Annotated in this window: 22 protein-coding genes and 2 pseudogenes; 19 read left to right on the plus strand and 5 right to left on the minus strand. The window is 62.8% G+C overall.

What is annotated here, in order from left to right; genetic code table 11:
• Positions 1–24 precede the first annotated feature (24 nt).
• The 6 genes from ACR30Z_RS12410 to ACR30Z_RS12435 are packed head-to-tail and all read left to right on the plus strand — an operon-like array spanning position 25 to position 5,426.
• Positions 25–1,017 carry a carbohydrate ABC transporter permease gene (locus tag ACR30Z_RS12410; RefSeq protein WP_144648813.1) on the plus strand — a complete coding sequence of 331 codons (993 nt, stop codon included), beginning with the start codon at positions 25–27 and terminating at the stop codon, positions 1,015–1,017.
• Positions 1,014–1,925: a carbohydrate ABC transporter permease gene (locus tag ACR30Z_RS12415; RefSeq protein WP_434372815.1), complete on the plus strand. Its 912-nt coding sequence runs from the start codon at positions 1,014–1,016 to the stop codon at positions 1,923–1,925. The genes ACR30Z_RS12410 and ACR30Z_RS12415 overlap by 4 nt, the downstream gene beginning before the upstream one ends.
• Entirely contained in the window at positions 1,922–3,544 is a 1,623-nt protein-coding gene (locus ACR30Z_RS12420) for a beta-N-acetylhexosaminidase (protein ID WP_434372817.1), read from the plus strand. The genes ACR30Z_RS12415 and ACR30Z_RS12420 overlap by 4 nt, the downstream gene beginning before the upstream one ends.
• Positions 3,545–4,360, plus strand: coding sequence for an IclR family transcriptional regulator (locus ACR30Z_RS12425; RefSeq protein ID WP_434372818.1), 816 nt, complete (start codon positions 3,545–3,547; stop codon positions 4,358–4,360).
• Positions 4,357–4,761: a rhodanese-like domain-containing protein gene (locus ACR30Z_RS12430; protein ID WP_434372819.1), complete on the plus strand. Its 405-nt coding sequence runs from the start codon at positions 4,357–4,359 to the stop codon at positions 4,759–4,761. The genes ACR30Z_RS12425 and ACR30Z_RS12430 overlap by 4 nt, the downstream gene beginning before the upstream one ends.
• A 14-nt stretch (positions 4,762–4,775) precedes the next feature.
• The gene (locus tag ACR30Z_RS12435) at positions 4,776–5,426 is read left to right on the plus strand and encodes an alpha/beta fold hydrolase (RefSeq protein ID WP_434372820.1); all 651 of its coding nucleotides are present in this window, start codon (positions 4,776–4,778) and stop codon (positions 5,424–5,426) included.
• Between the two features lie 12 nt (positions 5,427–5,438).
• On the opposite strand, the gene ACR30Z_RS12440 is transcribed toward ACR30Z_RS12435, so the two are convergent.
• On the minus strand, positions 5,439–5,876 hold the full coding sequence (locus tag ACR30Z_RS12440; RefSeq protein WP_144648808.1) for a VOC family protein: 438 nt from the start codon (positions 5,874–5,876) through the stop codon (positions 5,439–5,441).
• Between the two features lie 131 nt (positions 5,877–6,007).
• Between ACR30Z_RS12440 and ACR30Z_RS12445 the strand changes: the two genes are divergently transcribed.
• Both ACR30Z_RS12445 and ACR30Z_RS12450 read left to right on the plus strand, forming a co-directional pair.
• Positions 6,008–6,361 carry an iron chaperone gene (locus ACR30Z_RS12445; protein ID WP_434372821.1) on the plus strand — a complete coding sequence of 118 codons (354 nt, stop codon included), beginning with the start codon at positions 6,008–6,010 and terminating at the stop codon, positions 6,359–6,361.
• Positions 6,362–6,595: 234 nt separating this feature from the next.
• On the plus strand, positions 6,596–7,606 hold the full coding sequence (locus tag ACR30Z_RS12450; protein ID WP_434372823.1) for a YdcF family protein: 1,011 nt from the start codon (positions 6,596–6,598) through the stop codon (positions 7,604–7,606).
• 7 nt (positions 7,607–7,613) lie between these two features.
• On the opposite strand, the gene ACR30Z_RS12455 is transcribed toward ACR30Z_RS12450, so the two are convergent.
• Together ACR30Z_RS12455 and ACR30Z_RS12460 are read right to left on the minus strand one after the other, a co-directional pair.
• Positions 7,614–9,617: a glycoside hydrolase family 3 N-terminal domain-containing protein gene (locus ACR30Z_RS12455; RefSeq protein WP_434372824.1), complete on the minus strand. Its 2,004-nt coding sequence runs from the start codon at positions 9,615–9,617 to the stop codon at positions 7,614–7,616.
• A gap of 79 nt (positions 9,618–9,696) precedes the next feature.
• Complete coding sequence (locus ACR30Z_RS12460) at positions 9,697–10,989, minus strand: exo-beta-N-acetylmuramidase NamZ family protein (protein WP_434372826.1); 1,293 nt, start codon at positions 10,987–10,989, stop codon at positions 9,697–9,699.
• A 184-nt stretch (positions 10,990–11,173) separates the two neighbouring features.
• Between ACR30Z_RS12460 and ACR30Z_RS12465 the strand changes: the two genes are divergently transcribed.
• The 7 genes from ACR30Z_RS12465 (at position 11,174) to ACR30Z_RS12495 (ending at position 16,183) form a co-directional block, all read left to right on the plus strand.
• Positions 11,174–12,082, plus strand: a complete 909-nt coding sequence (locus ACR30Z_RS12465) for a MurR/RpiR family transcriptional regulator (RefSeq protein WP_434372827.1) — start codon at positions 11,174–11,176, stop codon at positions 12,080–12,082.
• 17 nt (positions 12,083–12,099) lie between these two features.
• Entirely contained in the window at positions 12,100–12,636 is a 537-nt protein-coding gene (locus tag ACR30Z_RS12470) for a GNAT family N-acetyltransferase (protein ID WP_434372828.1), read from the plus strand.
• Between the two features lie 55 nt (positions 12,637–12,691).
• Positions 12,692–13,150, plus strand: a complete 459-nt coding sequence (locus ACR30Z_RS12475) for a hypothetical protein (RefSeq protein WP_434372829.1) — start codon at positions 12,692–12,694, stop codon at positions 13,148–13,150.
• Positions 13,147–13,824 carry a hypothetical protein gene (locus ACR30Z_RS12480; RefSeq protein ID WP_434372831.1) on the plus strand — a complete coding sequence of 226 codons (678 nt, stop codon included), beginning with the start codon at positions 13,147–13,149 and terminating at the stop codon, positions 13,822–13,824. Before ACR30Z_RS12475 ends, ACR30Z_RS12480 begins: the two co-directional genes overlap by 4 nt.
• Positions 13,825–13,904: 80 nt before the next feature.
• Positions 13,905–14,840, plus strand: coding sequence for a polyphosphate kinase 2 (gene ppk2, locus ACR30Z_RS12485; RefSeq protein ID WP_434372833.1), 936 nt, complete (start codon positions 13,905–13,907; stop codon positions 14,838–14,840).
• Between the two features lie 147 nt (positions 14,841–14,987).
• Positions 14,988–15,485, plus strand: coding sequence for an RNA polymerase sigma factor (locus tag ACR30Z_RS12490; RefSeq protein ID WP_434372834.1), 498 nt, complete (start codon positions 14,988–14,990; stop codon positions 15,483–15,485).
• A complete protein-coding gene (locus tag ACR30Z_RS12495; protein WP_434372835.1) occupies positions 15,482–16,183 on the plus strand; it encodes a hypothetical protein in 702 nt (233 codons plus the stop codon). Before ACR30Z_RS12490 ends, ACR30Z_RS12495 begins: the two co-directional genes overlap by 4 nt.
• Positions 16,184–16,261: 78 nt before the next feature.
• On the opposite strand, the gene treS is transcribed toward ACR30Z_RS12495, so the two are convergent.
• Entirely contained in the window at positions 16,262–18,547 is a 2,286-nt protein-coding gene (gene treS / locus ACR30Z_RS12500; protein ID WP_434372837.1) for a maltose alpha-D-glucosyltransferase, read from the minus strand.
• Positions 18,548–18,727: 180 nt separating this feature from the next.
• Positions 18,728–18,832, minus strand: a pseudogene (locus tag ACR30Z_RS12505) (IclR family transcriptional regulator); the annotation flags it as partial.
• A 5-nt stretch (positions 18,833–18,837) separates the two neighbouring features.
• Between ACR30Z_RS12505 and ACR30Z_RS12510 the strand changes: the two are divergent.
• From ACR30Z_RS12510 to ACR30Z_RS12525, 4 genes and pseudogenes are all read left to right on the plus strand, one after another.
• Positions 18,838–19,170 (plus strand): annotated as a pseudogene (locus ACR30Z_RS12510) (cyclase family protein); the annotation flags it as partial.
• 59 nt (positions 19,171–19,229) lie between these two features.
• Positions 19,230–20,201: an NAD-dependent epimerase/dehydratase family protein gene (locus ACR30Z_RS12515; RefSeq protein ID WP_434372839.1), complete on the plus strand. Its 972-nt coding sequence runs from the start codon at positions 19,230–19,232 to the stop codon at positions 20,199–20,201.
• Positions 20,202–20,268: 67 nt separating this feature from the next.
• Positions 20,269–21,582 carry an LssY C-terminal domain-containing protein gene (locus ACR30Z_RS12520; RefSeq protein ID WP_434372841.1) on the plus strand — a complete coding sequence of 438 codons (1,314 nt, stop codon included), beginning with the start codon at positions 20,269–20,271 and terminating at the stop codon, positions 21,580–21,582.
• Positions 21,583–21,709: 127 nt separating this feature from the next.
• Positions 21,710–22,537 carry a polyprenol monophosphomannose synthase gene (locus ACR30Z_RS12525; RefSeq protein ID WP_434372842.1) on the plus strand — a complete coding sequence of 276 codons (828 nt, stop codon included), beginning with the start codon at positions 21,710–21,712 and terminating at the stop codon, positions 22,535–22,537.
• Positions 22,538–22,634: the final 97 nt, after the last annotated feature.

Consider the following 22,634-nt stretch of genomic DNA (forward strand, 5'->3'; position numbering starts at 1 on the left):
CACAACACCAACTGAGGGCACATCATGACAGCGCTCACCCCCGTCCTGCCCGAGGCGCCACAAGGCGGCACGCCAGCTAAAGGCCCGACGACGGCGGCACGCAAGTCCCAGCGTTTCGCCAACGGAAAGCGCGGACTGGAGCCCTGGCTCTACCTTGCCCCGGCCTTCATTGTCCTGATTGCACTGCTCGGCTACCCGATCTTCCAGCTGATCAACGTCTCGCTGTATGACTACCGCCAGGCGCAGGTCAGCGGCAAGGCACCCCTGAACTTCGTGGGTTTGGAGAACTACCAGAAGCTCTTCGCCGATCCGCAGTTCTGGACTGTCCTTGGCAACACGGTCGTCTTCGCCACTGCCTGCGTGGTCTTCACGTTGTTGGTGGGCAGTTCGCTGGCGGTGCTGGCTACGAGGTTGCGCCCGTGGGTCCGCTCGATGCTGTTCGTGGTGTCGCTGGGCGCATGGGCAACCCCCGCGGTCACGGGCAGCGCGGTGTGGTTGTTCCTGTTCGAACCAACTCTGGGCTTGGTCAACAAGTCGCTGGTGGCCATCGGTCTGACGCAGTTCGAGGGGTACTCCTGGACTTACGACAAATGGTCGGCGTTCGGGTTGGTGGCCAGCGAAGTGGTGTGGTGCTCGTTCCCGTTCGTGCTGGTCACGGTCTACGCGGGCATCCAGGCGATCCCCACTGAGGTCATTGAAGCCGCAAGGATCGACGGTGCGTCCATGCCCCGGATTGCCCGCAGCATCATGCTTCCAATGCTCCGGCCAATCGTGATCGTGGTGACCATCCAGTCCATCATCTGGAACTTCAAGATCTTCTCGCAGATCTACATCATGACCAACGGTGGTGGCATCGCCGGCCAGAACCTGGTGCTCAACGTCTACGGCTACCAGCAGGCCTTCGCTGCGAGCCTTTATGGCCTCGGTTCTGCACTCGGCGTGATCATGACGGCACTGCTCATGGTCATCACGCTGGTCTACCTCCGGATCCTCAAGAGAACAGGCGAAGCCCTATGACCGCCGTCGACGTTTCATCGGTCTCGCGCCGAACCGCCACAACTGATGCCCCGCAGAAGCTTCGCAAGCAAGGCAAGCGCCGTCTTGGCGCCGACGCTGCGGCGATCATCATCGCGCTGATCGTTGCCTTCCCGCTGTTCTGGATGGTGCTGTCAGCGCTGAAACCCAAAACAGCGCTCGACGCCGGGGACGCGGCGCCGTACACACTGGAACCGTCGCTGGACTCGTTCGGGCGCGTCCTTGGGGTCAACAATTTTGGCCAGTACTTCCTGAACAGCGTGATTGTGGCGCTGGTGGTGGTGGTGCTGTCCACTATCCTGGCGTTCCTCGCGGCAGTGGCGTTGACCCGCTACAACTTCAAGATGCGGACCAAGCTGCTGATCATCATCCTGGTCTCGCAGATGGTGCCCGTTGAAGCCCTGACGATTCCGCTGTTCTTCCTGCTCCGTAACGCCGGCGAAGCCATTCCCTTGGTGGGCCTGAACCAACTGGGCTCGCTGGTGCTGGTCCACGTGGGGTTCAGCATTCCGTTCGCCATCTGGATGCTTCGGGGCTTCGTGGCCGCTGTTCCGTTGGAAGTTGAGGAGGCCGCCCGTTTGGACGGCGCCAGCAGCTTCCGGTTTGTCCGCTCCATCCTGTTCCCGTTGGTGGCACCGGGCGTGGTGGCATGTTCGGTGTTCTCGTTCATTTCCACGTGGAACGACTTCCTGTTCGCCAAGACCTTCATCATTTCCGCCCAGGAGAACCAGACTCTGCCCATGGCATTGCTGACGTTCTTCAAGCCCGACCAAAACGATTGGGGCGCCATCATGGCCGGTTCGGTGATCATGACCATTCCTGTGCTGATCTTCTTCGTATCTGTCCAGCGCAAGCTCGTGTCCGGACTGGCTGGGGCGGTGAAGGGATGAGCGCGCTTCACCAGTTGGTCCCAGCGCCGTGGGCCTTCTCCGCGGGGACAGGCGAGTTGGAGCTCGACGCCGGCACTACCCTGGGTGCCGACCCCGCACTGAGCGGTCCTCGCCGCTGGCTCGCCCGGGCTTTGGGCGCTGCTACAGGTTGGGACTTGGCTCCCGCGCCGGCCGGCGGGGCGGGCATCCGCCTCCTGCTTGACCCCGCGCTCGACGCCGAGGCCTATCGCCTGGACGTGAGCGACGCCGTCGTGATTTCTGCGGGTGGTGCCGCAGGCGCTTTCTACGGTGCACAGACGCTCTTGCAGTTGATGGGAGCGGCTGCGCTGCGGCAGGCGCCTGTTGCGGCTGTTGAGGGATGGTCGGTGCCGCGCGTTTCTGTGGAGGACAAGCCGCGATTCGGCTACCGCGGCACCATGCTGGATGTCGCGCGGCACTTCATGCCCAAGGACAACGTGCTCCGGTTCATCGAAGTGATGGCCATGCACAAACTCAACGTCCTGCACCTGCACCTGACGGACGATCAGGGCTGGCGGATCCAGGTCAAGCGCTACCCGAAGCTGACCGAAACCGGGGCCTGGCGCCGTGAATCGTCGCTTGGTTCCTGGCGTGCAGGCGTTTTCGACGGTCGCCCGCACGGCGGCTTCTACACGCAGGACGATCTCCGGGAGATCGTGGCTTTCGCCGCTGCCCGGCACATTACCGTCATCCCGGAGATCGACGTTCCCGGCCACAGCCAGGCGGCCATCGCAGCGTATCCGGAGCTGGGTGCGGGCTCCGCCGAGGCCTCAGCGCCTGTGGAGGTGTGGACACGTTGGGGTATCAACGAGACCGTCCTGGAAGTGTCCGAAACTTCACTGGAGTTCTACCGGAACGTCTTGGACGAAGTGGTGGAGATCTTCCCCTCCCCGTGGATAAGTCTGGGTGGCGACGAAGTGCCACTTACCCAGTGGCAGGCCAGCGCCCACGCGCAGTCGAAGGCTGCCGAGCTCGGCCTGGACGACGTCTCGGGTCTTCACAGTTGGTTCGTCGGACAGTTGGCGTTGCACCTGCAGCGCCACGGCCGCGCAACCTCCGTGTGGGACGAAATTGGCGACGGCGGCCTTCCGGACGGTGCACTCGTGGCGTCTTGGCGCGGATATGAAGGCGGCATTGACGCCCTCCGCAACGGCTACGACGTGGTGATGTGCCCCGAGCACAAGCTCTACCTCGACCACCGGCAGGCCGACGGCGACGACGAGCCGATACCCGTCGGTTTCGTGACCACCCTGCAGGCCGTCTACGAGTTTGACCCGCTACCCGGCCTTGAGGGCACGGACTTCCCTGGCCGTCTCTTGGGAGCCCAAGCGAACATCTGGAGCGAGCACCTGGATTCACCGCGCCGCGTGCAGTTCGCTGCGTACCCGCGCCTTAGTGCCATCTCAGAAGTGTTCTGGTCCAACCCCGAGGGCCGGGACTACGATGAGTTCCTGACGCGACTCAACGGTGCACATCTGGCGCGACTCGAGGCCATGGGCGTGGAATACCGGCCGTTGTCCGGTCCGGCGCCGTGGCAGCAGCGGCCGGGCGTGGAGGGTTGGAAACGCGATTACGACGCCGAGCAGCTCGTGAGGAACTGAGTGACTACTGAAGGCAAGGATGCCCGTAATTCCTCGGCATCACTCCGCAAAGCGCTGGCTTTGTTGACTGTGGTGGCCGAGGAGCCGGGCAACGGTGATGGGCTTGCGCTCGTGGAGCTCACCCGGCTCTCCGGGTTGAACAAGAGCACGTTGTTGCGTCTGGCCGCACCGTTGCTGGAAGAAAACCTGCTGGAGCGTGACCACGAGACCGGCAAGTTCCGTCTGGGCCACGGCTGTTTACGGCTGGGGCAGTCATACCTTGACCGTGTGGACCTGCGCAGCGTTGCCAACGCTGAGCTCCGGAGCCTCATGCGTGCCACGGAAAGCACGTGCCACTTGGTGGTGCTTTCCGGGCACGACGTGGTCTACCTGGACAAGGTGGAGGACGAGGCCACGGTGCGCATGGCGTCGCGGGTGGGTGCCACCATGCCCGCCTATTGCACCGCCGTCGGCAAGGCCATGCTCGCGTTCAGTCCTGAGGAAGTGGTGGGGCCGATCCTTGCCGCCGAGCTTCATCCGCTCACTGACAAGACCATCACGGATCCCGCCTTGCTCCGGGCTGATTTCGAAGCCATCCGGCGGCGCGGCTACTCCATTGACGATCGTGAGAATGAGCCGGAGGTTCGCTGCGTAGCCGCCCCGATCTTTGGTCATGACGATCTCGTGGTGGCGGCGTTGTCCGTGTCTTCTTTGTCGTCGCGTATGACTGCCAAGCGCGTCCGGGAAGTCGGACCGATGGCGGCGGAGACGAGCCTCCGGATTTCCGCCAAGCTCGGTTCCCGCCGGGCGTCTGCGAAGCTGGCGAAACTCGCATGAGTATTACTGCATCTGAATACTTCCGCGCCAAGCTTCAGTGCGAGATCGACGTCATGGAAGTAGCAGAGTCCGGGCCGGGCTCGCTGGTGGTGGTTGACACACGCCGGCAATCGTCGTGGGACCATGGACATATTCCCGGCGCCGTACATATGCCGACTGCACAGATTCCGGCGCGGGCTCCGAACCTCATCCCGGCTGAATCGCAGATAGTGGTGTACTCCTGGGGTCCTGGGTGCAATGGCAGTACGTTCGCTGCGCTTGCCTTCGCGGAACTCGGCTACTCCGTGAAGGAAATGATCGGCGGTATCGAATATTGGATTCGGAACGGGCTACCCGTGGAAACAGCGGCGGGTGCCGTTCAGAATAAGCCGGATGCGCTGGTGACAGCACACAAGGCCTGACATGAAACGGGGGCATGATGGCGGGTTTCGTCCTTATTCACGGTGGTGGCTCCACCGCGTGGGACTGGCATCTGGTCAGCCCACTGCTTGAAGCATCCGGGCATGGTGTGGTGGCAGTCGACTTGCCCATCGAAGATGTTGATGCGCGGCTGGAGGACTACGCCCGTACCGTAACGGAAGCAGTTGGCGATGCTCAGTGCACCATCGTGGTGGGGCACTCGCTGGGCGGCTTCACGGCACCATTGGTCTGCGAAGAGCTCCGCTCCGACGGTTTGGTGTACCTCTCGGCAATGATTCCGATGCCGGGCGAGAGCTTCGGCGACTGGTGGACCAACACCGGTCATGACCGCGAGACCATTCCCGAAGAGCCATACTTCAATCTCGTCCCTGAAGATTTGGCGAGGCAAGCCACCGACAGGGAGCGCGACCAGCAAGGCGCCTGGATGGCAGGACCTTGGCCCGGCAAGCATCCGGACGTGCCAACCTTGGGGATTCTGTGCCGTGACGATCTGTTCTTTCCACCGTCGTTCATGAGGCGCCAAATACGCGACCGGCTGGGAATCGAACCGGTAGAGATCCCTGGCGGTCACTACGCCACGTTGAGCAATCCAGGCGCTGTAGCAGCCGCTCTCGATCATTTCGCCCAGCGGATTGTTGGAAGCTAGATAGCCGCGGGGTCAGGCTTTCTTCAGTTCCTGCGCGAGCATCACCAGGATCCCGCTGGGCCCGCGGAGATACGTGAGCTTGTAGACGTCACCGTAGGTGGCCACGCCGCGCAAGGGGGTACATCCGTGCTTCGCAGCAATCGCAAGGGCCTCGTCGATGTCGTCAACTGAGAAGGCCACGCGATGCATTCCGATGTCGTTCGGACGGGTGGGGTGCGTCTCGATCGCATCCGGGTGGATGTATTCGAAGAGTTCAAGTTGACCCTGACCATCCGGGGTTTGGAGCACCGCGATTTTCGCGTGGTTGCCATCAAGCCCGACGGCGGTATCGGCCCACTCGCCGCTGACAGTGTCTCGGCCCATCACGGTCAGACCCAGGTCGGTGAAGAACGCGATGGTCTCTTCGATGTCCCGTACCGCAATACCGACGTTCTCAAGTTTGATGGCCATGGGCTTGAAGCTATCAAGGCGTTGGGAATAGCTCCAGTGTGGTTCTGTAGCCCGAGGCTTCCATGAGACCGTGCATTCCACCCTAGACGGAATAGGATCGGGTGTGCACCATCGCTCAAGGGGAGGCCACCATGACACCGGGTTCGATCAGCGAGTACATCGACCAGTACGACGGCAAAGTGCGGCAACGGCTGCTGACCGTGTACGAAATGATCCGGACGGCCGTACCGGATGATGCAGTGGAATCGATCAGCTGGAGGATGCCCACCTTCAAGCTCGGCACAGAGCCGCTGTTCTTCTTCACCGGAACAAAGCAACACGTCGGGTTCTATCCGACGCCGGATGCGATCGCGCATTTCTCGGCGGAACTGGCAGATTACGGAACCACCGAGCACGCCATCAAGCTGCCCCATAAAACGCCACTCCCCACCGAGCTCATCCGCGAAATCATCGCGTGGCGGCTGCAACAGCTGCCTTCAACGTAAGGCTCGACGGCGACGCTCACCTGAGTGCCGCCGTCGAACGTTTTTTACTCCCTGCCTCGCCACCTACGAAGGACCGCTTCCATGAGACCGAGCCCTTGCAGAGCTCTTCGTGGAGGATGCCGACTTCGGACATCGTCCCCGGTATGCAGACCCACGTGGCCACTGACCAAGGCCTCATGCCCGAATCGTACGAGGCACCCCGTGAGCGGTAGCGCCACCGCATAGGCTTGGATCATGCTGACCCTGGTCCTAGGACTTCTCTTCGCGGGCCTCTTCCTTGCCTCATTTCAATCGGACCGTCGCCGGCTCCGGAACGGCGTGCTCCTGCTGGTAGCCACGTGGTTCCTGCTGCAGGCCCTCCTGGACTTCCTGATCGACCTGAATCCGTGGTTCGAGTGGCTGAACCTTGTGGTGTTGGTGGTGCCGGTGGTGAGCATTTTCGTGTTCGCCGGCTTCCTGATCGCGAACGGCGTCACCATGGTCCGCCGGGAAGGGACGAGCATCACCAGCTTTCTGCCGCTGGCAGTGGGGATGGCGGTCTTCCTCGCACCGGTGGTCGCGTTCCTTTTTGTGCTGAGCGGGCAGCCCGTACTGGCCGGCATCGCAGCCCTCGCGTTCTTCCTCTGTGCCTACCTCGGCTGCGCGTTCGTGGTGTTCCTGGGGTACGCGGTGGTGTATTCCAAGATGCGCTTCAGCCCGAATCCCGCAGCAGTGATCGTCCTGGGATCCGGCTTGATTGACGGCAAGGTCCCGCCGCTGCTCGCCGCACGCTTGAACAAGGCTTTGGAAATTTACGACGGCGTCACATCGGTCAGGCCCATCCTGGTACCTTCCGGGGGCCAAGGCCCGGATGAACCACGGCCCGAGTCCTCGGCCATGAAGGAGTACCTGGTGGCCAAGGGCGCCACTCCGGGCGACGTGGTGGAAGAGGACAAAGCCACCACCACGCGTGAGAACCTGGCGTACTCCGTGGCGTTGCTGGCCGACAGAGGCATTCAGGGGCCGCTGCTGGTGTGCACCAACAATTACCACGTACTCCGCGCCGCCCTTCTGTCCCGTCGGCAGAAGATCAACGCGGAGGTGGTGGGTGCTCCGACCGCCAGGTACTTTGTGCCCAGCGCGTTCCTTCGTGAGTTCGTGGCCGTGATGAGGGACAACCGCCTGACCAACGCAGTTCTTTGCCTGCCGATGTTCGGGATTGCCCTGCTCATCACGGTCGCACTGATGAACTCGCCGGTGGTGTAGCTCTTCCCTAAGGGTTGGGGAGCCCCGTGGTGAAGGTGTGGCTCCACTCGGTGACTGCGCCATTCGTGAAGATGTACCCCTTGGCAGGTGCAGCCGTGACCGTCACGGTACCGGCAGGCTTCCTGTAGGACCCTGCTGCAACCTCCTTGCCGTCAACAAAGTAGGCCACGCCCGGAACTGCGGGGATGGTGTACGCGTCTTGGCCCTTGCCCGGCCGGTCCGTAAAGGTGACAGCTGCCGGCGTCGCGGTGTCATAGCTGAGGCCGAAGCCGAGCGGCAGGAGTACCCCGTCGCCGTCGGCCTCCGGGACGTTCACCGGCAGTTTGCCGCTGGGGTTAACCGCACCGGAAATGGCGCGGACGGCGCCATGGAAGTTGACTTCCTTGACCCCATAACTGTTCAGCACGGCATCGGCACCGGGGAAGACGTTGATGTCGTAGGGATTGCGGGTTGCAAGGACAATCACCGGCTTCCCGGTCGCAGCAAGCTCAGCCACCATCTGCTGTTGCGCAGCGTTGCTGGTGGCGTTGTACGAAGCGAAGACCACGGCATCCACGCCGCCGGCAGCGGCCACCGCACGTGCGCGGTAAGCCGCGGACGGCGAAGCGCCATTCTCGTAGTCCTCAGTGACCGTGAATCCTTGCTTTTTGAGCATGGGACCCGCGAGTTCCGGCCACGCTGAACCTGAACCAACCATGAGCACCGAGCTGCCGGACTTGAGCGGCAGGACCCGGTTCTCATTGCGGACCAACGTGACGGCGCGGTCAGAGATCAGGTTGGCGGTGGCAAGGTTTTCCGCAGTGCCAACAAGCGTGTCCACGGTGCCGGGGTCGGCCATGGGCTGCGCGAAGACTCCGCGTTTGACCTTCCATTCAAGGATCCGTCGAACGGACTCGTCGAGGCGGGCCTCGGTGATCTCACCGGACTCGACGGCGGCACGCACCCCAGCGAACGACGCATCCACATCGGGGGAGTTGAGGAGGATGTCGGATCCGGCCTGAATGGCCTTCACCGCGATTTCTTCCTGGGGCCATTCGGCGGCCATCGCGGCCATGTCCAATGCGTCCGTGGTGACGAGTCCCTTGAAGCCGAGCTCATCGCGGAGCAGCCCGGTGAGGACCTTGTGGGACAGGGTGCCCGGCATGTCCGGATCGATGGCCTCGACGATGATGTGGGCTGTCATGACCATGTCCACGCCGGCATCGATCGCAGCCTTGAACGGCTGGAGGTGCTTGTTCAGGGTTTCGCGGTCGTAGGTAACTGTGGGCAGTCCGTAATGGGAGTCCACCGAGGTGTCGCCGTGGCCGGGGAAGTGCTTGGCCGCGGCCCCTACGTTGTGTGCCTGCATGCCGTTGATCTGGGCGACGCCAAGTTTGCTGACCAGTGCGGGGTCTTCACCCATGGACCGGATTCCGATGACCGGGTTGTCCGGATTGGAGTTGAGGTCCAGCACCGGGGCGAAGTCCACGTTGATGCCCATGGCGCGCATCTCCGAACCCAGGATTTCGCCCTGTTCCCGGGCAAGGTCCTCATCTCCGGTGGCACCCAGCGCCATGTTGCCCGGGAGTACAGTGGCGGGAGGGCCGATGCGGGCAACCAGCCCACCTTCCTGGTCGATGGTGACGGCCAGCGGGATGCCTTTTCCGTCTGCTCCCACTGCTGCCTGCTGCAAGCCGTTGGAAAGGCCCGCAACCTGCCCGGGGTTGGCCGTGTTGCCGGACCACGCGAAGTAGAGGACCCCGCCCAGGTTGTACTTCTCCACCACCTCGGCGGGCGTATTGACGCCGTACCGCTCTTGGTTGCTTGCCGCCATGGACGTGTCATCCGCGGACGAACCATAGACATGGGTCCAGGTCATCTGGCCAATCTTTTCGTCCAGCGTCATGCCCGCAATCGTCGCGTCGATATCCGGGGAGGCGGAGACCGCCGTCGTCATCACTGTGCTGGTGGGCACGGCGGCAACTGCGGTGCCCGCGCCGGTCATGAGCAGCGCCGTGGCGGCCGCCGTCATGAGCGTAGTTCCTTTTCTGTGCATGTGGATCCCAATCCCATCGTCCTGGTTGTTGGTTGAGGCTGGTGTTTCTGCGTGCTTAGCGTGGTCCGTTGTAGAGGAGGTACTGGCGCGTATCGCGAACGAACTGGCCCAGTTCCTGCCGCCAGCTATCCAGGATCGTCCTGGCGTCAGCGCCGCCGTCGAGCTGTTCTGCAAAGCGTGCCGAACCACTCAGCAGGCCCATCCAGCGGCCACCGTCGCCGCGCCAGTCGAAGCCCGGGTACAGACGCTTGGCTTCAACCAGCATGTGGGTGCCCACTTCAAGCGCTTCAACGCGGGTGGCATCGGTGATGTGCACCTGCACGCCCCCACAGATGAGGCCTTGGTTTTTCGACAGCGTGGGCTGGAAGTAAGCCTCACGAAAGGTGACGCCGTTGAGACCCTTGCCGTTCAACGCTTCGGCCCATCGGTAGTCCACATAAGGCGCGCCGATGAGTTCGAACGGGCGGGTGGTCCCGCGGCCTTCGGACATGTTGGTCGCCTCGAACAAGGCTGTGCCGGGATACAGGGTGGCGGTTTCCGGCGTGGGCATGTTGGGACTCGGGAGAATCCAGGCTGCCCTGTTATCCGGTCCGGTCATTTCGCGGCGCCAGCCCTGAACCTGCACCACGTGAAGGTCCTTGATGGGCGTGAGACCGGCGGCCGGCAGGTGGACAGCGTTGAAGTAGGTGGCGAGTTCGCCCACCGTCATGCCGTGCTGCAGGGCGATGCCCAACCGTCCCACTCCGGACTCGAACCCGGGTTGGAGGACCGGTCCGCGCGCCTGGCCGCCGATGGGATTGGGGCGGTCCAGGACAACAAACGTGGCGCCGGTCCGGGATGCCGCCTGCATGGCTCCCCACATGGTCCAGATGTACGTATAGAACCTTGCCCCGACGTCCTGGATGTCGAAGCAGATGGTGTCCACTCCGGATGCTTCGTAAAAGCCCACGTAGTCGGCAACTTCGGCGCCGTAGGAGTCATACACAGTGATGCCTGTCCGCGGGTCCACCGAGGTGCCTTCGCTGCCGCCGTCCTGGGCGGTTCCACGGAAGCCGTGCTCGGGCCCGAAGACTGCTCCGACGTCGACGCCCTTGTCTGCCATGTCGTCCACGATGGAGCGGAAGTTGGCCAGGACGCCGGTGGGATTGGTGATGACACCTACTTTGCGCCCGGCGAAAATGCTCCAGTTATCGGCGGCGGCGAGGTCGGCCCCGCTGACGGGGACACCCGGTTTTCCGGGACGCGTACTTGGAGGTTGGGCGACGGCGGCTGGGGCGAAGGGTGCCACGACGGCGGCCGCTGCGGCCAGCCCCGAGGCATGGATCAATCTTCTACGGTCGAGGTTCATGGGGTGCCTTTCGGAAAGGTGCTGCCGTGCTCAGGTGGGGATTCCTTGACAACTTTTGTGATTTTCCTAACATCGACCGTATTCCCCCGGCGGAGCTGCGTCAATGACTTACCTTCATTGCGGCGGTTAGGTAAATTATTTACAGGCCCGGTACTTTGGGCCCAGCCGATGGAAGGAGTCCGCCGTGGAGCAGGAGCTGAACACGCAGGCATCGCGAACTGTTTTGGTTCGGATCCGCGCTGCCCTGCCAGCGTTGCGCCCCTCAGAGCGCTCTGTTGCCGAGCTGGTCCTTGCGGACCCTTCGCGGGCTGCGATGTTGTCCATTGGCGACCTTGCGGAGCAAGGCGGAACCTCCACCACGTCAGTAGTCCGCTTCTACAGGAAAGTGGGCTACCGCGGATACTCCGAGCTGCGGCTGGACCTTGCCCGGGAAACAGCTCGCGAGAGTTCGGCCAGCAACGCGCCCGCTGCGATCTATGAAGACATCAACCCGTCTGATTCGCTGCAGGACATCGTCTCCAAAATCGCCTTCAACGAGACGATGTCCATCGCTGACACCGCCCAGGTGCTCGACGTCGATAAGCTCGCCTCGGCGGTTGAAGTCATTTCCCGCTCACGGAAGATCGACATCTTCGGGGTGGGTGCCGGAGGGCTGGTCGGTCAAGACCTGCAGCAGAAGCTGCACCGGATAGGCCTCACCTCCTTCAACTGGCCCGAAGTGCATGTGGCGTTGACCTCGGCAGCGCTTCTCGACGGCGCTGGCGTCGCCGTCGGCATCTCGCACTCGGGCACCACCGTGGACACGGTCGATTTCCTCAAGGCGGGCAAGGAAGCCGGGGCCACCACTGTTGCCATCACCAACCATGCTGACTCGCCGTTGGGACGGACTGCCGATATTGTGCTCAGCACGGCAGCGCGTGAGACACCCTTCCGGCCGGGCGCGATGGGGAGTCGGATCGCCCAGATGATGGTGGTGGATTGCCTCTTCGTGGGAGTTGCCCAGCATTCGTACGAGGCGTCCATCTCGGCGCTGCGTAAGACTCACGCGGCCGTGCAGGGCAGGAAACTGCCGCGAGGGCATGGGCTGGCGTAGCGGCATATAGTCGTGTGATGCTCACACTTGTTGCTCCGGATGCTTCCTTTTATCAGTCGTTTACCGAGTCCCACAGCGAGTGGGCCGGAGCCCACCAGGACGGTACCGGGCTGTTCCCGGGCGATGACATCACCAGTCAAGAGGGTTTTGAGGCCTGGGTCCGCAAGTTGCTTGCCGCTGAACGGGCTGTTGAAAAGGACGGGATTGTTCCGTGCACCTATTTGTGGATGACCAAGGGCGCGCGGTATGTGGGCTCCATAGCGTTCCGCCATCACCTCACCCCTGCCCTCCTGAACTCGGGCGGGCATATCGGTTACGGTGTGCGACCGTCTGAACGTGGGCAAGGGGTGGCGTCCTGGGCTCTCCAGGAATTGTGTGCTCGCCTGGTTGCCCAGGGAGAGCCGGACCGCGTTCTTTTGACCTGCGATGACTCGAACGCCGCTTCCGCCAAGACCATTGAACGCGCAGGCGGGGTTTTGGAAGATGCACGAATTGACGCCGATGGGGACCTTTTCCGTCGCTACTGGATCAACCTCGCTGCTCCAACAAACTAGCACTCCTGTCACCCTGGGGTTGACGCTGGCGTTCCAGCGCAGGCATCATGGGGGCATGACCAGTCAACCCAGGGGTGACATGCGGGGCATCGAAGCCGTCGACAATGAATGGCTGCGCGTCCTCACCCACCGTTCTGATGACGACGGATCCCGCGACATCGCAGCCAGGAGGTTCGCTGAACGAGGCATTACACCGAACCAGGTCAGGGCAGTGCTGGCCGACTGCGGTGATGCTCTCTATGCTGCGGCGGCCAGTGGCAAGGCAGGCTGGGCTGAACCCTTCGGCGGTCCATTGGCCGTAGCACTTCTGTCTGCAGAAGTCAGCATGTTCGCGGCCCATGTGAACTCGAGGGCGTCTGGAATCAGGTCAGCGGCGGTGGCCGAGCTCCTGGATGAATACAGCGCTGTGACCGTGGCAGGCGAGCTCGGTGTGGCGCGTCAGAAGGTATACGAGATCGCCAGGGCAGGCCTTCGTCCGCCCTACATCGAACAGGTCCCATGGAGGACGCCATGAAATCCATCGAAGAAAAGGTCCACTTGCCGGACCCGCAGACCCAATTTCTTGTCCATCCCCTGGACCTGCCAGGGGCCCGCAAGGAGTTCTTGGCAGGCTGGTGGTTGGGAATCGTTGCCACGCCCCAGGTCTACACCGCGCTCCTGGCCTTCTTTTGGGCCGTCAGCAACAACTACGTTACGCCCGTTCTTGTCCCGCTGATCATGGTGGTGATTGCGGGATGGCTCGGCGCCAAGCTCACTCGCGGGGCGTGGGATTACATTCCCCGGAAGCGCCATGACATGGATCGTCGGATGACAGCGATGACCATCGTTGCCTCACTGATCAAGTCCCTTGCATTGTTTGTGGGCCTGCTTGTCTTCATGGCGTGGACTGCAACCCAGGACTTCGTGCCGGGCTTCAGCGCCTATCCGTTGGGAATGGGGGCGGCCATTGTGCTGATCATGGTAGGGGAGTTGGTGGTCAAGCTTGTGCGGCGCCGGTCAGTCGTAATGATTTCGGACGCCATCAGCCTGGCGGTGGTAGCCGTAGCTGTTTGGATTGCCTTTGGAGTGCTCCCTGCTGGCCGGGAACTCGCACCTGTAGACCTGCTGCCTGGCGCCGCGATCCTGGCAGGGGTCTGGTTGAGCTGGTTGCTCTTTTCACAGAGAGAGGCCCAACGCAACCACGGCTGACCGCCTCCCGGCCCGTTCACGTTCCCGTCACCAAGCACTGCTAGGCTGCCGCGCACCAGCAGGCAAACCAGGAGGACCGTATGTCGGAGGCAACCCCACCAGCCACATCATTGGACGATTGGTGGGTCAGGGACAACCTGCGTGAGACCATCGACCATCTTGTTGAGCTGGGCTACACCATCAGCGGGGGCCAAGGCGAAGACCCGGACCTCATCGACCCGGGTGGATCGGCAGTGGAAACGTGGAACGAGGACTATCCCTACCAACAGCGCATGACGCGGGATGAGTACGAAATTGAGAAGTACCGCCTGCAGATCGAACTGCTGAAGTTTCAATACTGGGGCCAGGACCGTGGCCTCAAGCACGTGATTGTCTTTGAGGGCAGGGACGCGGCTGGCAAGGGCGGCACCATCAAGCGCTTCACCGAGCACTTGGATCCCCGTTCGGCACGGACCGTGGCCCTCGCCAAGCCCTCGGACCGCGAACAGGGCCAGTGGTATTTCCAGCGCTACATCCAGCACCTTCCCACCGCCGGCGAGATTGTGATGTTCGACCGCTCTTGGTACAACCGGGCCAACGTGGAACGCGTTATGGGATTCTGCACGGACGACGAATACAGCACGTTCATGGGCCAGGCTCCAGTCTTCGAGAAGATGCTCGTCGACGCCGGCATCCACGTCACCAAGTTCTGGTTCTCCGTCACCCGCCAAGAGCAACGCACCCGGTTCGCAATCCGCCAGATCGACCCAGTCCGGCGCTGGAAGCTCTCCCCGATGGATCTTGCGTCGCTGGACCGTTGGGACGAATACACCGACGCCAAGGAACAAACTTTCCTGCATACGGACTCGGACCACGCACCGTGGATCACCATCAAGTCCAACGACAAGAAGCGCGCCCGCATCAATGCAATGCGCTACTTCCTCAACCAGTTCGACTACGAGGACAAGGACACCACGGTGGTCTTCGAGGCCGATCCGTTGATCCTCCGACGCGGCCGCGACGCTGTAGGCGACTAGTCGCTCCACGCGCAGAACCCGGCGAAGCGCGACGTCGGCACTCACCGCAAGTGCCGACGTCGCGCTTTTCCTGAAAAGTTCCGTTACATTCTTCTGACTGCCGGACATTAACCGGGTATGAGCGTGCAGACGGACCGAGGAGATCGTGTGGAGCCGGCCAGACAGGAACACTTCCTGGCAGCCCACTCGGCCTGCCATGACAAGGTCTATCGCTATTTCCGACGCCGCGCCGGGGACCCGTCCACTGCGGAGGACCTATGCGCCGAAGTCTTCCGCATCGCCTGGGAGAAGTGCCGTCAGGACCAGGAATTGTCCGTGCTGATCGTGTTCGGTATTGCCCGGAATGTTCTCCGCAACCACAACCGTTCCGCCGTCCGCTCGCTGAACCTCGCGCAGCAACTGGAACGGCAGCAGACCAGGGAACCGGTTAGCGACGACGGCGAGGTGCGGGACGCGCTGGACCGGCTTAAGCCCGAGGACCGTGAGGTTCTCCTCCTGACGTACTGGGACGGCTTCACCTCGTCCGAAGTTGCGGAACTGCTCGAAGTCTCGGCCACCGCTGTCAGGATGCGGCTGCACCGGGCTCGAAGACATCTCAGCCAACTACTTCGGGCAGAGCAAGAGACAGAGGATGTGCAGCGATGAGGCATGAGGAAACGGCCGCTTTGGAACGATTGACGGACGCCGATCCGGGCGTGGCCGTCACGGAAGAGGAACTGGCCCGGAGCCGGGAGAAAAGCCTTGCCGTCAGGTTCACTGACTCGGAGCAACTCGTACCTGGCGGCTCCATCGACGCCTTCCATCAGCGACGCCCGCGTCGACGTTTCCGGCTGGCTGCGGGGGCCGGGTTGGCGGCAGCGGCAGTCCTCGCCGGTATTTTCGTGGCGTCGTCCCTGTCCTCGCCGCTCAATGAGCAGGCGGGTCCAGCCGTCACCCCGTCTGCTGCCGCACCGGAGACGGAATCGTCCGCGTCTCCATCATTGCCCGAAATTATTGGCGCCAAGGCGGCGACGGGCGCTGCCGAAATCGTCGTCGGAGGCAACGGCAACAAGGCCGCCGTCTCTACGGATCAAGGCGTCAACGTCTTCATGGATGCCCTCAACTCAGGCAAGCTCGGCCTGAACAGCGGAGGGTGCTTCGCCGAAATCCGCCCGGACGGAACATCGACGGGCCTCATCTTCCCCTTCGGAACCCAGGTCACCGGGACGGGAGTCATTTTGCCCGACGGAACTGCAGTCAATGTGGGCGAAGACTTTGCGTTCGGAGGAGGACTCGCGCCCGGCACCAAGGACCCCGGCGTGTGCTCTCCGACCGGTGCAGCGTTCCTGGTTCAGAGTTGGTGAGCCCGCGAGTTGGCATTTAATGCCCATGTTTTTGGGAAACATTGTCACTAAATGCCAACTCGCGGAACGTCGGGCTTCCTATTCGGTAGCTTCGTCCTCGGCGACCGGATCCTTCAACAGGAGGGCCGTGCCCTGGAAGGGCCGCAGTTCCAGGAAGAAGCTGCCGAGGTCATCCACCTGGCCCACGTCTTCGCCGCTGAACAGATCGTGGACGGTCGCGCCAGGCACCAGATGCGAGGACTGGATGCTGCCTGCGATGTCCTGGTCGGAGAAGTTCAGGACCGTCACTTGCACCGCTCCGTCAGCGAGCTGGTTGACCATCACCAACAGTCCACGGTTGGACACGTCCGGGACATCCAGGAGCGTGCTGGTTGCGATCCCGGACTCTTCCCGCACCGTGAGGATCCGTTGGAGCCGCCGCGCGTAGGACGCCGGATCCTTGAGCTGCTCGGGCAGCGGGCCGTAGAGGCTGCGTGCCCGGGCCATGCCCGCCAAGGAGGTCTTTGCGTCCGGGCTGGTCCCCATAAGGTCGTGGGCTCCGCGGTTGATCCAGCGGGTATCGCCCTGGGATGTCAACTCGCGGACAGTCTCGCGGTCCAGGGCGGTAATGCCGGTGAGGTCCCAACCGGACAGCGCGAAAACGCCCGGCTGCAAAGCGTTGTACATGGACAGCAGGACGTGGGCGTCCAGGACCTGGCCTTCCTGTTCCGCCGTGATGGCGTCCGGGTCCTTGATCCCCAAAGTGGCCATGATGAAGCTGACGGTGGTGCAGGCGATGCCGTTGGTGGTGAAGACGGCGTTGTAAGGGCCGTTCTCACCTGTGAGGCGCTCCCGCAGGGTGTCCTGGACTTTCTCGGCCACCTCCGCGCCCGTCAGTTCTTCCCCGCCAAGCTCGAAAATGTCGTCCCTGTGGCCGGCTGCGAAGTGCAGCAGTTCGTAGGTCAGTTCGTCGTGGTTCTGGAGTGCGTGGACCAAGGACGCCTGGTCGACGCCGATCTCCATGGCGAGCTTCAAGGTCAGGCGCAGGAACTCGGTATCGCCGGTCACCAGGGCGTAGTGGTAGGCGGGCCTGGTGACGAAGTCGTAGGACAGGTCCGGACCCGACTCGGACTGGGCCTTGATGTCATCAATGGTGAGGTTGAGTTCCTGGAAGGAGAAGCCACCCACTTTGCGGATCATCGAGCCGATCAGCTGGTTCGCTGCCTCGGACAACGGGTGGCCTTCGGACCAGCCCGGCTCCTCCTCGGCGCTTTTCTCAACACCCAGGAAGCCGTTGGCGTCCAGGCGCAGTGCGCCCGTTCCAAGGTCCAGCAGGGAATGCAGGGCATCGCCCACCACCAGGCGCATGCCGGCAAAGGTGGGGTCCAGCCAGTTGATGGACGGCTGCCCGGCCTTGAAATAGTGGAGATACACCCAGCGGCGTTTCTTGCCGGTGGTGTCGACGATTGCCTTGGTCGCGCTCCAGTTGGTTTCCTTCACGCCGGGCTCGTAGAAGATGACCCGCTGCAGGCGGCCGATGATGTAGCCGGCCTGCTGGAGGGCCTTCTCCGTCTCGGGACTGATGTTGACGGAGTCCTCGTTCTCGGGAACGTCCGGAAGGAGGTGCCAGTCCTCTTCGGGGATGTCCACCATGTGATAAATGCCGGGGTAGTCCCGGAAGTTCATTTCAGCAAGCCGGAAGTCAGCCCCCTTGCCCGTGTGCCCGGGAACAATGTCGTCGATGATCGTGCCGCCGTGCTCGACGGCGACCTCGCACATCTGCCGGAATTCTTCCTCGGTGCCGAACGCAGGGTCGATCGCCATGCTGATGCGGTCGAAGTGTCCGTCGACGCTGGGTGTCTGCGACCACCCGCGGATGCCGCCGGCAAGCTTGACCGGCCCCGTGTGCAGCCCCCGGATGCCGATCTGGCTGAATGCGTCCCACAGTGCAGGGTCACCGAGCGCGGAAAGGAACGACTGGCCGTCCTTGGTGATGAAGGACAGGGGGTAGGCCGTGAACCAGACAGGTGCGCGCTCCACTGCCGAGCGCGGGTTCGGCCTGGCGTAGGAGTTCTGCCACATGCTGGCTTGCCCCGAAAGCTGCCGGGCCATGGTGTTGGCGTCGCCGAGCATGGACTGATTGCGCAGCCAATCGACGTACGTGGAGTTCAGTCCGTCGAACTCCAGGGACGGTCGGGCTGCAAAGAACTGACGACGGCGGGCAATCGGCCTCAGCGCTTTGGGCCGCGCAGGGTAGAACTGCTCGTCGAACGTGATTTCCGGTGACTCTGTTGCGGTTTCCTCAGTTACCTGCGGTTCTTCCTGTGATTCAGATGGATCAGCGCTGACTTCTGCCGCGCTCTCGTTGATTACAGGCTCCCGCACAGCATTCTCCTTTACGTGGCCGGCGCTGGCGCCGACCGTCCGAGGGGGTCGTTCAAGAGTTCACGTAGCCGGGCTTACCCGGAGTATTCATGCTAGGCACGACCGCATGCGGTTTGTCGAACTTGGGAGAAGTGAGTCGTCAGGTTACTGGCTAATGTCCGCCCGAAGACTGTTGCTGCGTTAGTAGACGGACCCTTCCAGCAGCTCCGAAAGCCGGCCCGCTGCACGCCTGAGTTCCGGTACGCCGGCCCTCAGCGCTTTGTCGGTGACGGACTCCACTGGGCTGAACCAGCAGGAAGGCATCAGGCGTGGAACAATCCCAGGAATTCGTCGCCTGGGCGTGGGACAACCACATTGCGCTGCTGGCCGCCGACAACTTCGCCTTCGAATGCCTCCCGGCCGTGGCAGGCAGCCCGTTCCTGGAGACGGCGCCGAATGACAACGGCATGATGCACCAGCAACTCCTCGCCAAACTCGGCATGCCCCTCGGTGAGCTTTGGCGACTGGGTCCGTTGGCCCGGCACATGAGGTCCACCGGAAACTGGGACGCCTTTGTCAGCATCAAGCCGCTCAACATCGTGGGAGGCACGGGTTCGCCGGCGAACGCCATCGCCCTGCTGTAAACCACCAAGCCCGGCTACGCTGGAACTCCCGGCCCCGGAGCAAAGGCGAAGTGGACACCATGAAGACAGTCGTCGTCGGAGGCAGCGGCCACATCGGCTCCTTCCTCGTTCCCAGGCTCGTCCGTGCGGGGCATGAGGTGGTCAACATCAGCCGCGGAACCAGCACGCCCTACACGGATTCACCCGAATGGCAGCAGGTCCGCCAAGTCGCCGCGGACCGTGAGCAGGAGGACCGGGCCGGCATCTTCGGTGACAGGGTCGCGGAGCTGGGTGCCGACGTCGTGGTTGACCTTGTCTGCTTCACGCTCGACTCGGCCACCGCGCTGGTGAACCGTCTCCGTGGCGAGGTGGGACATTTCCTGCACTGTGGATCCATCTGGCGGTACGGCGAGAGCTTGAAGTTGCCGTTGGCGGAGGGCTCGGATTCCGCCCTCGAACCGACTGATGAGTACGGCATCCAGAAACGCGACATCGCCCGCATGCTGAAGGAGGAGACGGCGTCCGGCGGCCTGGTCACGACGTCGCTGCATCCCGGGCATATCGTGGGGCCGGGTTGGCGCCCGGTGGGACCGCTTGGGAATTTCGATCCCACGGTGTGGCATAAGATCTCCGGCGGACAGACAGTGCTCATGCCGGGAAGCGGTGCGGAAATGATGCATCACGTCCATGCCGACGACCTCGCCCAGGCCTTTGAGAAGGCCATCGACCGCCGTGATACGGCGGCCGGCGAAGACTTCAACATCGTTGCTCCCACGGCCCTGAGCGTTCGGGGCTACGCCAGGATTGCGGCGTCCTGGTTCGGCCAGGAGCCGCATCTTGAGACGGTCGGATGGGATGAATTTCGCCGGACCAGCACGCCCGAACACGCTGACACGAGCTGGGCCCACTTGTCCCGCAACCATTGCCTCACCATCGAAAAAGCCAAATCCCTCCTGGGCTACGCACCACGCTACGAGCCCGAACAGGCCGTGCACGAGTCCCTGCGCTGGCTCGTTGACCACGGGCAACTCCAGGTCAGCAGCCCCGCCTGAACCTGAACGGTATCTGTACATACCCCGCGCGAGGCCCGAAGCTTGAAGCAAGCAAAGGGGGCTCTCTGTGTACAAGGCGCCGAGCAGGGACGTGACTGACAGCCGGCTGGACCATGCGTTCTTCATCCTGGGCGGGGCGGCTGCGGTGTGGCTGGCGTTCCTGCTGCTGGGGGAGAGCTTCCATCTGGGTTGGGGCCAGGTGTGGTTCTACTTCTTCTTCTGGGCATTTCTTGCTTATCTGCTCCTGCCCCGCCTGCACCGCATCCTGACCACTATTTACGTTCCGGGCTACTTCATCGGGCGCGCCCGGACCAGTGACGGACTCCTGGGCGATCCCGTGAACGTCGCGTTGCTCGGCCACGAGCCGCAAATCCACGCCATCATGCGCGCTGCCGGCTGGACGCAGGCGGACGACGTCACCTTCGGCAGCAGCCGCCGCATCATCAGCTCCACCATTTTCAGGCAAAGCTATTCCGAGGCGCCGGTCAGCCCGCTCTACCTGTTCGACCGGCAACAGGATTTCGCTTATCAGCAGGAAGTGGACAACAACCCCGGCAAACGCCACCACGTCCGGTTCTGGCGCTGCCCCGAAGGCTGGCTCCTGCCGGGCGGGCACAAGGTGGACTGGCTTGCCGCCGGAACCTACGACCGCAGCGTCGGTTTCTCGCTGTTCACCCTCCAGATCACGCACAAGATTGAGCAAAACACGGACGTTGAGCGTGACCACATCGTGCGGACAGTTTCCGACGCCGGGCCCGCGGTGTCCGTTCACGTGATCAAGGACTTCTCCACCGGCTACCACTCGCGGAACGGCGGCGGGGATTCAATCTCCACTGACGGCGACCTGCCCATTATCGACGCGCGGTCCGTGACTGTCCCGGCCGGCCAGCCTTCCCGTCCCACTGACAGCCGTGACAGGCGGCCGGCACCCACCATGATGGGTGCCGCGTTGGTGGTGGCCAGGTCCATCGCTGCCTTCGTCCTCGCCCTGACGCTGCTGACTTCGTCCGAGGTCTTCACGGACCTCACCGCCGACGGCGACCCCCTTGACCCGCAAACCACGACGGCGGTGGTCACCTTCGTTGCCATTGCGGTGCTGTTGTTCGGCCTGGGTGAGATTTTCCTTGCCTGGCGGATTTTCCTGGGCAGCAACGGAGCCCGGGTGATCGCCATGGGCCTTAGTTCCATTTCGGTGGTTGTCCAAGCCATTGACTACTTCACCGGAAGCACGAACATCACCCTCGAAGCCGGACTTTCAGGCCTGGCCACCGACATCCTGGTTCTCCTGGCACTTTCCAGCCAGCGGGCGAGGGTCTACGCCAAACGGCAGCGAATTCCGGCCGTCCCTGCCTCGGTCGTTGGGCGCCGCGTCTCTTCCTGACCCTCTTTCAAGCCGGGAGTGCCGGGACACGCCGTCGTTTCCGGCGTGTCGGGGGCGTTTCAAGTTCAAAGCGGGTCGTGGAGCTACAGCTTTCCACGATTCTTCAGCTTGGCTCAATAGACTGGCGGTGCCCGGGGCCGCGCATAGCAGCATTGAGCCCCGGCAATTAGCGAACACCGAATTGGGGACCCTCGTTTTGACTGCTGTTTTTCCGAAAATTACCGTCGTTGTGCCTACCTACAATGAGCGCGAGAACCTGCCGGTTCTTGTCGCCCAGCTCCAGGCACTCAGTATTCCGAATCTGCACGTGCTGGTTGTTGATGACAACTCACCTGACGGGACAGGGGTGGTGGCTGATCAATTGTCGGCGGAATCCCGGGGAACAGTGTCCGTCCTGCACCGGAAGGAAAAGGATGGACTGGGCCGGGCCTATGTGGCGGGAATGACCGAGGCGCTGGCCGGGAACTCGGAGATCATCATCCAAATGGACGCAGATCTGTCCCACCCTGTAGCGGCAATCCCCACCATGCTTGAACGGATCCAGGATTCCGGGGCGGCGCTCGTGATTGGTTCGCGCTACGTCACTGGCGGCTCCACTGCGGCCGAATGGCCCTGGCACCGCAAGGCCCTTTCGGCGTGGGCCAACTTCTACGTCGGTGCAATCCTGGGGTTGAAGGTCAAGGATGCTACGGCGGGATACAAGGCGTGGACAGCTTCTGCGCTGCAACAGATCGATGTGACGTCCATTCAAAGTGACGGATATTCATTTCAGGTGGAGATGAACTACCGGGCAGCCCGGCACGGCCTGAAGATCATGGAGGTTCCCATTCATTTTGAAGAGCGGGTGGAAGGCGCATCCAAGATGGACCTTCGCGAACAACTCGAATCCGCGCTCACCCCGTGGAAGCTCCGCTTCCAGAAGGTGGAGGCACCCGCACGGGTGACCGCCTTCTAGGGCGGCAACCTCTTAAAGCCCGACGGCGGCACCCAAGTGAGTGCCGCCGTCGAGCCTTACCGGCGTGATGTGAGAGAGGGCCCCTCGAAAACGGTAG

Origin of the sequence: Paenarthrobacter sp. FR1 (genome assembly GCF_051106045.1) — a bacterium.
GTDB lineage: Bacteria > Actinomycetota > Actinomycetes > Actinomycetales > Micrococcaceae > Arthrobacter > Arthrobacter nitroguajacolicus_A.

What these genes read in the sequence shown, in the direction of transcription:
- ACR30Z_RS12410 (WP_144648813.1), top strand. Translation starts at nt 25, where the DNA reads ATGACAGCGCTCACCCCCGTCCTGCCCGAGGCGCCACAAGGCGGCACG.
- ACR30Z_RS12415 (WP_434372815.1), top strand. Translation starts at nt 1,014, where the DNA reads ATGACCGCCGTCGACGTTTCATCGGTCTCGCGCCGAACCGCCACAACT.
- ACR30Z_RS12420 (WP_434372817.1), top strand. Translation starts at nt 1,922, where the DNA reads ATGAGCGCGCTTCACCAGTTGGTCCCAGCGCCGTGGGCCTTCTCCGCG.
- ACR30Z_RS12430 (WP_434372819.1), top strand. Translation starts at nt 4,357, where the DNA reads ATGAGTATTACTGCATCTGAATACTTCCGCGCCAAGCTTCAGTGCGAG.
- ACR30Z_RS12435 (WP_434372820.1), top strand. Translation starts at nt 4,776, where the DNA reads ATGATGGCGGGTTTCGTCCTTATTCACGGTGGTGGCTCCACCGCGTGG.
- ACR30Z_RS12440 (WP_144648808.1), bottom strand. Translation starts at nt 5,876, where the DNA reads ATGGCCATCAAACTTGAGAACGTCGGTATTGCGGTACGGGACATCGAA.
- ACR30Z_RS12445 (WP_434372821.1), top strand. Translation starts at nt 6,008, where the DNA reads ATGACACCGGGTTCGATCAGCGAGTACATCGACCAGTACGACGGCAAA.
- ACR30Z_RS12450 (WP_434372823.1), top strand. Translation starts at nt 6,596, where the DNA reads ATGCTGACCCTGGTCCTAGGACTTCTCTTCGCGGGCCTCTTCCTTGCC.
- ACR30Z_RS12455 (WP_434372824.1), bottom strand. Translation starts at nt 9,617, where the DNA reads ATGACGGCGGCCGCCACGGCGCTGCTCATGACCGGCGCGGGCACCGCA.
- ACR30Z_RS12460 (WP_434372826.1), bottom strand. Translation starts at nt 10,989, where the DNA reads ATGAACCTCGACCGTAGAAGATTGATCCATGCCTCGGGGCTGGCCGCA.
- ACR30Z_RS12470 (WP_434372828.1), top strand. Translation starts at nt 12,100, where the DNA reads ATGCTCACACTTGTTGCTCCGGATGCTTCCTTTTATCAGTCGTTTACC.
- ACR30Z_RS12475 (WP_434372829.1), top strand. Translation starts at nt 12,692, where the DNA reads ATGACCAGTCAACCCAGGGGTGACATGCGGGGCATCGAAGCCGTCGAC.
- ACR30Z_RS12480 (WP_434372831.1), top strand. Translation starts at nt 13,147, where the DNA reads ATGAAATCCATCGAAGAAAAGGTCCACTTGCCGGACCCGCAGACCCAA.
- ppk2 (WP_434372833.1), top strand. Translation starts at nt 13,905, where the DNA reads ATGTCGGAGGCAACCCCACCAGCCACATCATTGGACGATTGGTGGGTC.
- ACR30Z_RS12495 (WP_434372835.1), top strand. Translation starts at nt 15,482, where the DNA reads ATGAGGCATGAGGAAACGGCCGCTTTGGAACGATTGACGGACGCCGAT.
- ACR30Z_RS12515 (WP_434372839.1), top strand. Translation starts at nt 19,230, where the DNA reads ATGAAGACAGTCGTCGTCGGAGGCAGCGGCCACATCGGCTCCTTCCTC.